Origin of the sequence: Streptomyces sp. NPDC058246, assembly GCF_042881985.1 — a bacterium.
Lineage (GTDB): Bacteria > Actinomycetota > Actinomycetes > Streptomycetales > Streptomycetaceae > Streptomyces.
Map to the genome: position 1 here is coordinate 379,228 of NZ_JBHVWZ010000003.1, position 14,482 is coordinate 393,709.

The window sequence follows — 14,482 nt, forward strand, 5'->3', positions numbered from 1 at the left end:
ACCGGGGGCGGCTGCCCGCAGTATCCAGCACTACGGCGCCGCACAACACGGTGTTCACGATCACAGCACGGTCCCGATGGTTTTTGGACCGGCCGCGACATACTTCCAGTCTTCTAACCAGGTGGCACCCCGTCGAACCAAAGAGTTCGGCTGCCGCCAGTGGCCTGAACCAATCGGTTAATGCGTGCGGTACCTCAACCCGGCACCGCCAGCTCGAACCAGACCGTCTTTCCGGTGTCTCCGGGGCGTGTGCCCCAGCGTCTGGACGAGCTGGCCACCAGCTGGAGTCCACGCCCGCTTTCGGCGTCGGCGTCGGGGGCGCGTTCGCGGGGCGGGTCCGGCAGCGGGTCGGAGACCTCCACCAGCAGGGCGCCCGACAGCCTGACGGGACGTACCAGCCGTACGCCGATGGGGCCGGTGGCGTGCCGCAGGGAGTTCGTCACCAGCTCGCTGACCAGCAGCGCGGCGATGTCACCGAGGGAATCCAACTCCCAGCTGCGCAGCTGTCCCCGGACGACGGCGCGGGCAGTACGGACGGCACCTGGCTCCGCGGGAAAAGTCCACTCGGCGCAGTCGCCTTCGGTGTCGATCAAGCCGATCACTTCCCAGACCAGGAACCCACCCATGCCCGGTTTCGGGGGGTTAATGGGCACATACCCGATATCCGGGGCGCCTTACCGCTCACGATGGCGCACTGTGGCACGAACGGCGTACGCACCCCCCGAACCCGGCGCACCCCTCCACCTCGCAGGGCTTCCCTGCGCCCCGCAGCGCTTCGCCACACCCACAAGGCTTTCCCTGCGCCCCGCAAGGCTTCCTCACGCCCCGAGGGCTCCCCCCTCCCGGACACGTTCGCGGGCGGGACCTCCTGGAGCGGGGCCCTACGCCCCCGCGTCCAGCCTCAGCAGCGCGCCCTTCACCGCCGGTACGTCCTGGTCCAGCCAGTCCACGTCCCAGACCTCACCAGGGGTCAGCCAGCGCAGTTCGTCGTGGTCCTCCAGGGGCTGCGGCTCCCCGGAGATCAGCCGGGCGGTCCACACCCGCAGCACATACCCCCGCTTCAAGGGCCATTCACCGGGGACCCGCTCCAGCGGCTCCGCCTCGACGCCGAGTTCCTCACGCAGCTCTCGTACGAGGGCGTGCTCAGGAGTCTCGCCCGGTTCGACCTTGCCGCCCGGGAGCTCCCAGCGCCCGGCCAGCTCGGGAGGCGCGCTGCGGCGGGCGGCGAGCAGCCGGCCGTCGCTCATCAGGGCGGCTCCGACCACCACGATCCGTTCCGTCATGCGCCGGAGCCTACGGGACCGCTGCGGGACCACCTCGGACGGCCGACAGCCCGGCATCGGGCCTCCGCCTGTCCGGATGTCAGCGCGTCACCGGGCCCCCGCCCGCCCTGATGTCAGCGCGTCACCGGGCCCCCGCCTGCCCTGATGTCAGCGCGTCACCGGGCCCCCGTGCGCCCGATCACCTGGTTCCGTTCTGCGCGATCCGCTCGACCCAGTAGAGCTGCTTGTGCCCGCGGTCGTCGAGGCTGTCCGCGATCTTCTGCGCCTCGGCCCGGGTGGCGTACCTGCCCACGCGGTAGCGATTGCCGTTGTCGTCCTGCCGTATGACGAGCCAGGGAAGAGTGATCGTGCCGTCGTTCATCCCGCCCCTCCACTTCCCGCCCCGGGCCCCCGTCGTACCGCGCTCTCTAAGGAAACCGCAATCCGCATATGCCCGAGCCTACGCCTAACCTTCACGCAGCGAATACGGCTTTTCACAAAGAGGTACGCAAGAGGTACGCAAAGGGGTGCGCAACCAGCCAGGACCGGAGGCTCCCCACGCCGTCGAACGCGCTGTCGACCGCCCTCCGTGCGCCCCGCAAGCAGCGCGAAGTCCGGCGCGGACAGGGGACTTGAGAACGGCCAGATTCCAACCGGGCTTCGGGGCCCGCTACTTCACCGGCAGGTGATACGCGATCCGGTACCGGTCCGCCGGCACGACGACGTCGGCCGTCTCGACCGGCCGCCCCGACGCGTAGAAGGTGCGCTGGATGACGACGACGACATGGCCGGGGACGCCGCCCAGCGCGAGGAGTTCCTCGGCGAGGCCCGGTCGCGCGCCCACCTCCTCGGTGACGTTGTCCACGATCACGTCGATGGCCGCCATGCGCTCGACGACGCCCATGCCGCCGAGCGGGCCCTCCTCGGGGAGCATGACCGGCGTACGGCCGGTGACGGCGAGGGGCTCCCAGGAGGTGGAGAGCATCATCGCCTCGCCACCGTCCCGGTAGACGTACTGCGTGCACATCACGCGGTCGCCGGGGCGCAGGGACAGGCGTTCGGCGATCGCGCCGCTCGCCTCGACCTGCCGGCTGTGGGACTCCCAGGTGCCACGCGCGGACGCGTCGGCCTGCTCCTGACGGAACGGGGTCGCGCCGCTGTCCGGGCGATACCCGGAACGGGCCACCCGGCGCGGCACCGGCCGCTCCCGTACATACGTGCCCGACCCGGAGCGGCCCTCGACGAGCCCCTCCGCCATCAGCACCTTTCGGGCCTCCAGGGCGACCGTGTCCGAGACGCCGTACTCCTGGCGGATGCGGGCCTGTGAGGGGAGGCGGGTGTGCGGTGGCAGCGAACCGTCGACGATCTTCTTGCGGAGATCACCCGCGACGCGCAGGTACGCCGGCTGCTCACCGAAAGTCACTGGCCGCTCCCATCAGGTTGTACAGACAGCAACAGCGTGGCAACCGTGGGTTGTGCCATGCAAGCAAAGGCCAAAGAATCACTCGATGTGATGACTTGCGGCCCCCCAAGGCTTTACGCAGGCACTTTCTCCCCGCTATAGCCGCCGTCACACCTCGATACCGGTGTCGCCTCCTCCGGATTCCTGTCCGCCGTCGTTCCCGTCGGACGACGGCGGGGTGACGGCGAGACCCAGAGCCTTGCGGGTGGTGACCGTCTTCTTGGGATCGATCAGCTTCATGCCCTTCTCGTAGTGGGTATAGAAGGTGTCCGCGTCCGACGCGACCGCCGCCTTCACCCACTCCTTCCGGGACAGGTCGATGTCCTTGACCAGGACATCGACCCGCCGGCGGACAGCGGGGTCGAACGCGTGGCCGCGCAGCACGGCCGCCTGCGACGTGAGCGCGTCCGACATCCTGGTCGCCCACTTCTTGTGGCCGGCCAGATCGTCCTCGACGTAATCCGCGTCGGGCGCCGAGCCCATCGCCCTGTTGATGATCCGCGCCGCCCGCAGATAGGCGAGCTGGTCCGCTCCGAGCGTGGTCTCGTCCTTGCGCAGCGAACCCGTCAGGCTGCCCTTCTCGTCGGTGTTCCCGAACATGCAGGTGATCTCTCGGTCGCCGAGGCGCCAGCTCTGCCGGGTCGGCGTGAAGTAGTACACGTCGACATTGCCCGGGACGGCCCAGGCGTCCATCGCGTAGGTGTCCTGGAGCGCGTAGCACTTGGTGTCGGCGGCGTCGGTGATCGCGCTGTCCCCCGGGTAACCTCCGCCCCTCATCTTGAAGTCCGCGAACACCTCGGCGTCGTGCCTGCCCTCGCACGACACCTTGTCGACGTCGTACGCCATGCCCTCCAGGGCGCCGCCCGGTGCGTCGAAGCACTCGCCCTTCTTGAGCGAGAAGGTGGCGCCCCCGCCGCCCGAGTCGTTCGCCGCGTCCCGGAAACCGTCCCAGAAGTCGCGGGCACCGCCGGTGGCGACCATGACCGCGAGCAGCACGATGCCGATCGACGACATGACCATGCCGCCCACCGCCATCCCCTTGCCCCGCTCGCCGCGCCTCTTGATCTGCGCGAGCGCGACGATCCCGAGCACCAGGCCCACGGCGGGCAGAAAACAGAGGATCCCGAGCACGAGCGCGGAGATCGCGAACCCGTTGACGGGCGCCGGGCGGTTGTACGGGGAGTAGCCCTGGCCCCAGGGCTGGTACGGCCCCGGATAGGGGGTCTGCTGGAACGGGTACGCGCCCGGCTGCGTCCCCGGAATCCCCGGGATCCCGGGCGGCGGCAACCCCGGCGTCCCCGGCGGCGACCCTGGAGGCGGGTACTGGCCCTCGGGCTGCTGGGGCCCGGGCGGCGGGGGTATGGCCACGAGTACCTTGCTCCTAGTCCAGGGAGGGAGAACCTACGTGCGACTGCCATGAGGCTGCGCGCATCGTAAGCGCCCCACGGCGGGGCGCGATGAGGGTCCCCCCTGATCGAGATCGAGCGGAGCCGAGATCTCGGGAGAGCGGGTCATGAACCCGGTGATTCGGACGGCCGAGGGCCGAGGGTCGACGGCCTGACGGCTCGTCGGATGGACGTGACGTCCGTGGCGTCCGTGACGTCCGTGGTGTCCGTGGTGTCCGTGGCGTCCGTGGCCGCGTCGCGCGTCTTGTCCTCGCGGCCGGCCGGGTCACGGACCCGGAGCCGTACCGCGAGGAGAAGACGGGCTACTGACCCTCGGTCAGAACTGGAGCGCCCAGGAGTCGATCTTCCCGGTGTCGAGCGCCGCGTTGTCGCTCACGCGGAGCTTCCAGGTGCCGTTGGCGGCCTCGGAGGAGGCGTTCACGGTGTACGTGGTGTTGATGTTGTCGGTGCTTCCGCCGGTGCCGTACGACTTCAGCGTGTACGCCGACCCGTCGGGGGCGATCAGTTGCACCTGCAGATCACCGATATACGTGTGAACGATGTTCACAGGCACACTGAGTGACGACGGCGCGTTCCCCGAGACCCCGCTCACGGTGACCGGCGACTCGACCGTGGAGTTGTCGTTGATCGCGTAGTCCGTGGTGTTCTCGAAGCGCGGTCCGGGCGGAGTCACCGTGCCGGCGCCGACCTGGAGCAGGCGGTTAGGCGAGCCGGTGCCGGGGCTGGTGACGACTCCGGTCGAGGCCGCGGCGACCAGGCCCGAGGCGACCTGTGCGGGCGTGGAGCCGGGGTGGTCGGCGAGATAGACCGCCGCCGCGCCCGTCACGTGCGGCGTCGCCATCGACGTACCGGAGATGGTGTTGGTGGCTGTGTCGCTGGTGTTCCACGAAGACGTGATCGAGGAGCCCGGGGCGAAGATGTCCAGGACGGACCCGTAGTTGGAGTAGCTGGCGCGGGCGTCGCTGCTGGTGGTCGCGCCGACCGTGATGGCCTCGCTGACACGGGCGGGCGAGTAGTTGGAGGCGTTCGCGTTGTCGTTGCCGGCCGCGACCGCGAAGGTGACGCCGGAGGCGATGGCGTTGCGGACGGCCGTGTCGAGGGCGCTGTCCGCACCGCCGCCGAGCGACATGTTGGCGACGGACGGCCCGCTGTGGTTCTGGGTCACCCAGTCGATGCCCGCGACGACCTGGGCGGTCGTGCCCGAGCCCGAGTTGTTGAGCACCCGGACAGCGACGATCTTGGCCTTCTTGGCGACGCCGTACGCGTTGCCGGCCACCGTGCCCGCCACATGCGTGCCGTGGCCGTTGCCGTCCTGCGCGGTGTTGTCGTTGTCGACGGCGTCATAGCCGTACGAGGCACGGCCGCCGAAGTCGCTGTGCGTGATGCGTACGCCGGTGTCGACGATGTACGCGGTCACGCCCTGCCCGGCCGAGTCCGGGTAGGTGTACTTGCTGTCCAGGGGCAGGCTCTTCTGGTCGATGCGGTCCAGGCCCCAGGAGGGCGGGTTGGTCTGGGTCGCGTCGATGTGGAAGGTGCGGTTCTGGACGACGGAGGTGACGGCGGGGTCCGCGGCGAACCGTTTCGCCTCGGCCGCCGTGGCCTCGATCGCGTAACCGTTGAGGGCCTTCTTGTACGTACGCGCGATCGTGGCGCCGTACTCCTTGGCCAGGGCCTTGCCCTTGGCGGACGTGGACTTCGCGACATGCGCGTCGAGAGTCACGATGTAGCTGTTCGCGACCGCGTTGGACGCGCCGGCGTACTGGATGTGGCCCACACGCTGGGGCGCGGCACTCGCGGCGCCGGCGGGGAGCGCGGAGACGACGCCGAGGACGAGGGCCGCCGTGGCTGTGCCGGCCAGTCTTCGCCGGGCATGGCGGGCAGGACGGACAGCAGGTATCTCTGCCATCTGAGGGATCCTTCTCATTCGGTGGTGCGCTGGTGGGGATGGTGCACGAACCGAGAGATCGACGGACAGGTTCCTGTCCAGCGGCCGGGTGCGAGCCGTTCGCCCGCCACTCGGCTGTGAGAATCCTGTGCGTCAGCCGAAAGATTGAGGCCTCCAAAGGAATTGCACAAGGGCCCTGCGAGGCCGTAACACGGGTGCCATCCGCCAGCCATGACGCAACGTCACCAACCGGCACCTTTAACCTGCGCACATGACACCCTTGCCGGATTGTTTCTGCCCCGTGGACGGCACCCGCGTCCCGGCCGGCTCGCTCGCCTGGTGCTGTCCGGTCTGCCGCGGCCCGCTCGATCTGGACTTCGCACCGACGCCCGCCACCCTCAAGTCCCTCGCCGGACGGGTGAATTCGCTGTGGCGGTACGCCGAGTGCCTGCCGTTGGCGGCCCCGACCATCAGCCTGGGAGAAGGCCGCACCCCGCTGGTCCCGCTCCGCGACGGCATCGCGGCGAAGCTCGACTTCCTGATGCCGACGCTGTCGTTCAAGGACCGCGGGGCGGTGCTGCTGGCCGAGCTGGCGCTGCGGCTGAAGCCCCGGCAGGTGCTCGCGGACAGCAGCGGCAACGCGGGGACGGCGATCGCCGCGTACTGCGCACGCGCCGCGCTGCCCTGCACGGTGTACGTCCCCGAGGGCACGTCGCCGAAGAAGCTGGAGCAGATCGAGGCGCACGGGGCGCGGCTGCGGGTGGTCGAGGGCGACCGTGAGGCGGCGGCGCGGGCGGCGCGCGAGGCCGCGGACGAGGAAGGTGTCTTCTACGCCTCGCACGTCCTCAACCCGTACTTCCTGCACGGCACGAAGACCTACGTCCACGAACTCTGGGAGGACCTGGGCGGACGCCTCCCCGACGTCCTGGTCGTCCCCGTCGGCAACGGCACGCTGCTGCTCGGCGCCGCCCTCGCCGTCGCCGAACTGCACTCCGCCGGCTTCATCGATCGCCGCCCCGCCCTGTACGCCGTCCAGTCGGCCGCGGTGGCTCCGCTGGCCCACGCCTGGTCCGAGGGCGCGGACGACCTCGTCGGCGTCACGCCCATGGCGCCCACCTTCGCCGAGGGCATCGCGATCCCCCGGCCGGCGCGGGCGCGGCAGATTCTGCGGGCGGTACGGGATTCCGGGGGCACCTTTCTGACGGTGACAGAGGACCAGATCCGGCACGCGCAGGCCGACTTGGCCTCACAGGGGTTGTATGTGGAGTCGACGGGAGTGGCTTGCTGGGCGGCTGTTCGGGAGGGCGCGCTCGGGGAGCGGTCGGGGGTGGTGCCGTTGTGCGGGGCGGGCGTGAAGACGGGGCTGGCGCGGGGGTAGGGACGGAGGAGGGCGGAAGCGGCGGAGGAGGGCGGGAGCGGCTGGGGAGGGCGGGAGCGGCGGAGGCGAGGAGGGGGGCGGCGCTGCGGAGGGCGGGAGCGGTGGAGGGCGGGGGCGGGAGCGGCGGGCGCGAAGAAACTCAGCACCCGCACCGGCGCGCGTACCCGTCTCCGCCGGAGCGCCGTCGCACGATCGCATCGTGATCGCCCGCCTCCGCAGCGCCGCCCGCCTCCGCAGCGACGCCCCCCTCCGCGGTGCGGCCCGCCTCCGCGGTGCCGCCCGCCTCCGCAGCGCCGCCCGCCTCCGCAGCGCCGCCCCCATCCTCGCCTCCGCCCTGCTCCTCGCCTCCGCCCTGCTCCTCACCGCCGCCCTGCTCCTCACCGCCGCCTTGCTCCTCCCCGTCGCCCCGGCGGTCGCCGCGTCCGGGCCCCCGGGCTGCGGCGACGGCGATCCCACCTGGTCGCCCACCGCGACCAGGATCGACGCCACGGGGACGTACCACCCCTACGTCGGCAACGGCTACGTCGGCACCCGAGTCCCACCCACCGGCGCGGGCTACGCGGCCCCCGGCGAGAAGACGGGCTGGCCGCTCTACACACCCCGCTACGACGGCGCCTTCGTGTCGGGCCTCTACGCCCGGGGCCCGGAGAACACGGCCGGCCGCGAGGCCCTCGCCGCGCTGCCGACGTGGACAAGCCTCGACATCCGGGTCGGCGACGAGACGTACGGCAGCCGCAGCCGGATCTCCCACTACCGCCAGACCCTCTCCCTGCGCTGCGGTGACGTCCGCACCACCCTGACCTGGACGACCGCCGACGGCCGCCGCACCGACCTGACGTACGACGTCCTCGCCTCCCGGGACACCCCGCACACCGGTGCCGTACGCCTGCGTCTGACCCCGCACTGGGACGGCGAACTCACCGTCACCGACCGCATCGACGGCCGGGGCGCCCGCCGGGTCACACAGACGGACGCGGGCCGCGTCGGCGACCGCACGGTGGGCGTGGCGTTCCGCACGGACGGCACGAAGGTGGACGGCGCGCTGGCCTCCACCCTGGACGCGCCCGGGACACCCCGAGACGCCCACCCGAGCGACACACTGAGTGCCCGTCAGTCGTCGGCCTTCCAGGTGCGCGCCGGACGTGGCTACGACGTCACCAAGTACGTCGGCATCGACACCGCTCTCACCGCACCCGACCCCCGCAAGGCCGCCCGTACGGCCTCCCTGCGCGCAGCGGAGCGCGGCTGGCAGGCGCTCATGGCGGCGCACACCGCGGCCTGGCGCGCGCTGTGGAGCGCGGACATCGAGGTGCCGGGGCGTCCTGACATCCAGTTGTGGGCGCGTTCGGCGCAGTACGGGCTGCTGACCGCCCTCCGGCCCGGCGCCCGTGACAGCGTCGCGCCCGCCGGTCTGACCAGCGACAACTACGGGGGCATGGTCTTCTGGGACGCCGAGACGTGGATGTTCCCGTCGCTGCTCGCCACCCGCCCCGAACTCGCCCGCCCAGTCGTCGAATACCGCTTCCGCACCCGGGCGGCGGCGGCCGACAACGCCCGCATGACCGCCGTCCAGGGCCTCTTCTACCCCTGGACGAGCGCGAGCCTCGGCCGGCTGTGGACCGAGTGCCAGAGCTGGAACCCGCCGCACTGTCTCACCCAGAACCACCTCCAGGGCGACATCGCCCTCGCCGCCTGGCAGTACTACCTCGCCACCGGGGACCGGGACTGGCTCCGCACGCACGGCCGGCCGCTCCTCAACGGCCTCGCGGAGTACTGGATTTCGCGGGTGACGAAGAATCCCGACGGTACGTACTCCATCAAGGGGGTCGCCGGCCCGGACGAGTACAGCAACGGCGTCGACGACGGGGTGTACACCAACGGGGCCGCGGCGACCGCCCTGCGCGCGGCGACCCGTGCCGCGGTGGTCCTGGGCGCCCCCGCCGACCCCCACTGGGCGGCCGTCGCGGGCAGGTTGCGCATGCCCTACGACCCGAAGCGCAAGCTCTTCCTCCAGTACGCGGGCTACGGCGGGCCCCTGATCAAGCAGGCGGACGCGGTCCTGCTGATCTACCCCCTGGAGTGGCCGATGCCCACCGGCGCCGCCTCCGCGACCCTCGAGTACTACACCGGGCGCACCGATCCGGACGGCCCGGCCATGACCGACTCCGTGCACGCGATCGACGCGGCCGCGATCGGCGAGCCGGGCTGCGCCACGTACACCTTCCTGCAGCGCGCCTACCGGCCCTTCTCCCGGGGCCCGTTCGCCCTCTTCTCGGAGGCCCGCGGCGACAAGGCTGGCGCGGGCGACGCCCTCGCGGGTTCCCCCGCCCAGGACTTCCTCACCGGCAAGGGCGGCTTCCTGCAGATCTTCACCCACGGTCTGACGGGTCTGCGGCTCCGCGAGGACGCCCTGCACCTCGACCCCCTGCTGCCGCCCCAACTGGCGGACGGCGGCGTACGGTTGTCCGGGCTCCGGTGGCGCGGACGGACGTACGACCTCCACATCGGGCCCACGACCACCACCGTCCACCTGCGATCCGGCGCCCCCTTCGCCCTGGAGACCCCCGCGGGGCGTGTCATGCTCACCGACACCGCCACCCTCAGGACCCGGCGCCCCGACCTGACCCCGACCGCCGACCTCGCCCGCTGCCGGGCGGTGACCGCCACCTCGTCGGAGCCTGGCCTCTACCCGGAGGCCGCCGTGGACGGCAACCGCGCGACGGCCTGGTCACCTACGAGCGAGCGCGCCTCCCTGACGGTCGACCTGGGCCGGAGGGCGGGTCGGAACGGTCGCGCCGACGTGGACGACACGGCCGGTGTCGGCCACGGTCGAGGTCTCGACGGACCGGCGTGACTGGCATGCGCCCAACGGCGCGGCGGCCCGGTTCGTACGCGTCGGCGTCGTGGGAGCGGCGGCCCTCACCGAACTCGACGTACGGCGCTGATCAGGCCCTGGGCCGGCCCACTTCGAAGAGCGATCGGGCCCGGGGACGACAGCCCTTTTCGAGGGGCGATCGGGCCTCAGGGTGGTCCCGTTCGAGGAGCGATCAGGTCTGAGGGCGTTCCTTTTCGAGGAGCGCCACACATCGGCCGAGCAGTCCGACCAGTGCCGTGCGCTCCTCGTCCGTGAACTCGGCGGCGAGGGCGCGCTCGACCCGTACCGCACGGGCGTCGGCGTCGGCCATGACGGCCCGGCCCTCGGCGGTCAGCCGGGTCTCCAGGACGTTCTTGTGCCACTCGTGGGGGGTGCGCTCGATGAGACCGCGGTCCTGGAGGTTCTTCAGGACCGTGTTCATGGTCGGGGGCGTGACCACGCAGAGCCGGGCGAGGGCGGCGGCCGAGATGCCGGGGTTGGCGCTGAGGTGGAGCAGTGCGGAGTACTGAGCGACGGTCACGCCCGCCGGTCTGAGGACCGCGGTCTTGGTCGCGTTGAGAGCCTGCTCGGCCCGCTTGAGGTGGGAGCCGAGGCGCTCGGACACGGGCATGGACGTCATCTGCGCATGGTAGCCGCGCAGGGAACGTAAATACATTGACGAGGATTAGAGCTCTAACTTAGATTCGTACACGTTGCACGTCGAAGAGAACATGCCGATGAGAAGCCGACCGAGAGGCACCGTCGTGTCCCGTTCGATCCAGCGCCGCACCTTTCTGACCGGCGCCGCCGCCCTGGCCGTCGCGGCGACCGCCGCGGGCGCACCACCCGCAACCGCCGCACCCCGCGCCTCCGCCGCAGCTACCTCCACCGCAGTCTCCGCAGCTACCTCCACAGCTGCCTCCACCGCTGTCTCCACCGCCTTTGAGCTCCCTGACGACCGCGCCTACCCCGAGGGCATCGCGGCGGACCCGCGCACGGGCGACCTGTACGTGGGCTCGTACACCACCGGCGCCGTCTACCGGGCGACACCCGGCCGCCGTACGGCCGAGGTCTTCCTGCCCGCGGGCGCGGACGGCCGGAGCACCGCCAACGGTCTGAAGGTCGACAGGGCCGGCCGCCTCTGGGTGACCGACTCGACGTCCGGGGTCGACGTCTACGACCTGCGCACGCGCGCCCTGCTGGCCCGCTTCGACGTCCCCGGGGACGCGCCGCGCTTCGTCAACGACCTGGCGGTCAGGGCGGACGGCACCGTGTATCTGACGGACAGTGTGCGGGAGGTCGTCTACCGGGTGACACCCGCGCAGCTGGCGGCGGCCCGAGGTGGTCGCGCCACGCTCACCACCGCCTACGACCTGAGCGGCGTCGTGGCCCCGCACCCGTCCGGTGCGTACACCCTGAACGGCATCGCCGCCCAGGACGGTTACCTGCTCACCGTCGACATGACCGCGGGCGCCCTCTACCGGGTGGACCTCGCGACCGGTGACATACGCCAAGTCGCGCTGTCCGGCGGTGACTTGGTGAACGGCGACGGTCTGGAGCTGGTCGGCGGCAGGCTGTGGGCCGCCCTCAACGGGACCAACACCGTCACCCGTTGGCGCCTGTCGGCAAACGGCACCGCGGCCCGTCTGGAGAAGAGCGTCACGGACGCGGCACTCCAGATCCCGACCACACTCGTCCGCCGGAACGGCCGGACCCTCGTCGTCCGCTCCCAGTTCGACAAGGGCGGCCCGATGGGGCCCGGGACCCCCGAGACGCCGTTCACGGTGGCGTGGGTGCACGGGATCTGACGCACCCCGGGCCCGTGTTCAGCCCTGGGCGGCCGGGCGGCGCTCTTCGGCCAGCCGCTGCTGTTCCTCCTCCACGATGCGGCGGGCGAGCCCTCCGTCCGAGACGTCGACCGCGTCCGGGGTCGCCTCCGCCGTGTCGCTGCGGCGGGCGTAGGCGTCGAAGAGGCGGTCCTTGTTCCGCAGGATGCGCAGCAGCCGGTCGTCCACGCTGTCCGGGGCGAGCAGGCGGTGCACCTGGACCGGGCGGACCTGGCCCATGCGGTGGGCGCGGGCCACGGCCTGGTGCTCCAGGGTCGGTTTGACCTGGGGCTCGCAGAGGATGACCACGGACGCCGCCTGGAGATTGAGGCCGATGCCACCGGCCTCGATCTGGCAGAGCAGCACCGCGTGTCCGTCGGCCGCCGTGAACTCGTCGACGAGACGCTGGCGGTGGGCGGCGGGGACGGATCCCGATATCGGCCCGAACACGCCGTTGCCCGTGCCCCTGCCCTTCCCCTCGCCGTTGCCCGTGCCCTTTCCCTCGCCGTTGCCCTCGCTCAAGGCCTGTCGAACGGGGATTTCCAAGGCTTCCTGGACCGTGCCGAGCACATCGCGGAAGTACGAGAACACGACCACCTTCAGCCCGTTCTCGGCCGCCTCAAACACCAGCTCGCGCAGACGCTGGAGCTTCGCGGACTTCTCCGCGTCGGCGTACCCGGCCCGGCGCATCGCCATGAAGTTCCCCGCCTCGACCGCCTCGCGGTAGGCCTCCTGGTCGGCCGCGCTGAACTCCTCCCACTCGTCGACCTGGAGCAGCGCGGGGAGTTCGGTGAGGACGTCCCGCTGGTTACGGCGCAGATAGGCGGGGGCGACGGAGGTGCGGAAGGCGTGCGGACCGGCGGCCGCGCTGCTGTTGTGGATCCGTGGCAGCAGCTCGGGGCGGAGGTAGCGGACGAGGCTGCGGAACTCCTCGACACGGTTCTCCATCGGCGTACCCGTGAGGAACAGGACGCGGTCGCAGCGGTCGGTCCAGGCCGCGACCGCCTTGGAGCGGCGGGCTTCGGGGTTCTTCACGTAGTGCGCCTCGTCGACGACGAGCAGCGCGGGGGCGGCCCCGCCGGGGTGGGCCGGCAGGGTGTGCAGGACGTCGAAGGTGGTGATCGCGACGCCGCCGCGCTCCCGCCACTCGGCGTACGCGTCCTGCCGGTCGGCGCCGTGCACCGGCAGGGCCCGCAGGGTGCTGCGGGCGCGGATCTCGCGGGTCCAGTTGATCAGCACGCTGGCCGGGCACACCACCAGGAAGTGGCCATGCCCCTCGGCCGCGAGGTGGGCGAGCACCGCGATGGCCTGGACGGTCTTGCCGAGCCCCATCTCGTCGCCGAGCACGACCCGGCGCTGGGCCAGGGCGAACCGGGCGCCGAAGGACTGGTAGCCGCGCAACGATACCCGGCGGTGGGTGTCGTCGAGGGTCTGCCCGTGGACCCGCTCGGCGACCTCCGACGGCAGGAAGCCCTCGGCGGCCTCGACGTCCGCGGTGTCCTTGTGCTCACTGACCTCGGCGAGCTGGCTGTAGTACTCCGTGGAGCGCAGCTCGAAGTCGACCCACGCCTCGATGTCGGAGGCCGGTTCGCGCAGCAGGTCCGTGGAGGCCTGCGCGAGCAGCAGTCGTACGTCCCTGGTGGCCGCGTCGGCGGTCAGCTCGCGGATCCCGGTGACCGCCGCGAACGCGCTCCGCCGCCGGCGCCGTGGGGTCACCGCCAGGCGCAGCCATCCCGTGGCCGGACGCGCCGCCGGCAGCAGCGCGCCGAGCCGCTCGTCGAGCTGCCGGGCGGCGTCCACCGCGCGGCGCAGCTCGGGGCCCGCCTCGACGAGTCTGCGCAACGCGACGACCAGGGCGGTGGTCCGGGGTTCCGGATGGTCCACGTCGATGCGTACGGAGACGGTCTCCTCGACCGCGCGGGCGATCTGACGCGCGGCGGCGAGCGCCTGGTCGGCGGTCTGGGCACCGACACCGGGGATCTGCCGCAGCTCGTAACGGCTCGCCTCGTACACCGCGCGCACGGAGCCGAGCCCGGCCGCCTCGATGGCGCCGAGGCGCAGCCGCCCCTCGGTGACGTCCTTCAGCCGTGCGACCGGGATGGACTCCAGTTCTTTGGCGACGAGTTCGGCGTGGAGCGGCGCCAATGCCGTACGCACCGCTTCGAGGGCGCGGGCGTGATCGGTGAGCACCAATCGCGCGTCCTCGTGCAGCCGCGCGGCCTGGGCGAGCAGGGCCCGCGCCTTCCGCCCGACGAGCGCGTCTTCCGTGCCCGGCCCGCCTCCGAGCACCCGGGCCGATGGGTCCACCGCCTCCTCGACTCCCGCCATGACACCCCCTCATGTGCCGCCCGTACCGCCCGCGCCGGCCGGGCAACCGGTGCTACCCGTGCCGTCCCTGCCACGCCGTCC

At 71.7% G+C, this 14,482-nt stretch carries 10 protein-coding genes and 1 pseudogene; 3 read left to right on the forward strand and 8 right to left on the reverse strand.

Annotated elements, in window-relative coordinates; translation table 11 throughout:
- Positions 1-194: 194 nt before the first annotated feature.
- From ACFVXA_RS06685 to ACFVXA_RS06710, 6 genes are all read right to left on the reverse strand, one after another.
- Entirely contained in the window at positions 195-626 is a 432-nt protein-coding gene (locus ACFVXA_RS06685) for an ATP-binding protein (protein ID WP_362029439.1), read from the reverse strand.
- Positions 627-881: 255 nt separating this feature from the next.
- The gene (locus ACFVXA_RS06690) at positions 882-1,283 is read right to left on the reverse strand and encodes a (deoxy)nucleoside triphosphate pyrophosphohydrolase (RefSeq protein ID WP_362029436.1); all 402 of its coding nucleotides are present in this window, start codon (positions 1,281-1,283) and stop codon (positions 882-884) included.
- A gap of 178 nt (positions 1,284-1,461) precedes the next feature.
- Positions 1,462-1,644 (reverse strand): SPOR domain-containing protein, encoded by a 183-nt coding sequence (locus ACFVXA_RS06695; RefSeq protein ID WP_362029432.1) that lies wholly within the window; start codon positions 1,642-1,644, stop codon positions 1,462-1,464.
- Between the two features lie 288 nt (positions 1,645-1,932).
- Positions 1,933-2,685, reverse strand: a complete 753-nt coding sequence (locus ACFVXA_RS06700) for a GntR family transcriptional regulator (protein WP_362029429.1) — start codon at positions 2,683-2,685, stop codon at positions 1,933-1,935.
- Between the two features lie 147 nt (positions 2,686-2,832).
- Positions 2,833-4,092 carry a DUF4190 domain-containing protein gene (locus tag ACFVXA_RS06705; RefSeq protein WP_390024036.1) on the reverse strand — a complete coding sequence of 420 codons (1,260 nt, stop codon included), beginning with the start codon at positions 4,090-4,092 and terminating at the stop codon, positions 2,833-2,835.
- A gap of 354 nt (positions 4,093-4,446) precedes the next feature.
- Positions 4,447-6,036 (reverse strand): S8 family serine peptidase, encoded by a 1,590-nt coding sequence (locus tag ACFVXA_RS06710; protein WP_390024038.1) that lies wholly within the window; start codon positions 6,034-6,036, stop codon positions 4,447-4,449.
- A 250-nt stretch (positions 6,037-6,286) separates the two neighbouring features.
- On the opposite strand from ACFVXA_RS06710, the gene ACFVXA_RS06715 reads away from it, so the two are divergent.
- Positions 6,287-7,393 (forward strand): pyridoxal-phosphate dependent enzyme, encoded by a 1,107-nt coding sequence (locus ACFVXA_RS06715; RefSeq protein ID WP_390024040.1) that lies wholly within the window; start codon positions 6,287-6,289, stop codon positions 7,391-7,393.
- 334 nt (positions 7,394-7,727) lie between these two features.
- Positions 7,728-10,338: pseudogene (locus ACFVXA_RS06720) on the forward strand (glycosyl hydrolase family 65 protein).
- Positions 10,339-10,440: 102 nt separating this feature from the next.
- Here ACFVXA_RS06720 and ACFVXA_RS06725 read toward each other — a convergent pair.
- A complete protein-coding gene (locus ACFVXA_RS06725; RefSeq protein WP_362029417.1) occupies positions 10,441-10,887 on the reverse strand; it encodes a MarR family transcriptional regulator in 447 nt (148 codons plus the stop codon).
- A 124-nt stretch (positions 10,888-11,011) separates the two neighbouring features.
- Between ACFVXA_RS06725 and ACFVXA_RS06730 the strand changes: the two genes are divergently transcribed.
- Positions 11,012-12,055, forward strand: a complete 1,044-nt coding sequence (locus ACFVXA_RS06730) for an SMP-30/gluconolactonase/LRE family protein (protein ID WP_390024042.1) — start codon at positions 11,012-11,014, stop codon at positions 12,053-12,055.
- An 18-nt stretch (positions 12,056-12,073) separates the two neighbouring features.
- Here ACFVXA_RS06730 and ACFVXA_RS06735 read toward each other — a convergent pair whose 3' ends face one another.
- Complete coding sequence (locus tag ACFVXA_RS06735; protein WP_390024044.1) at positions 12,074-14,401, reverse strand: DEAD/DEAH box helicase; 2,328 nt, start codon at positions 14,399-14,401, stop codon at positions 12,074-12,076.
- Positions 14,402-14,482 lie beyond the last annotated feature (81 nt).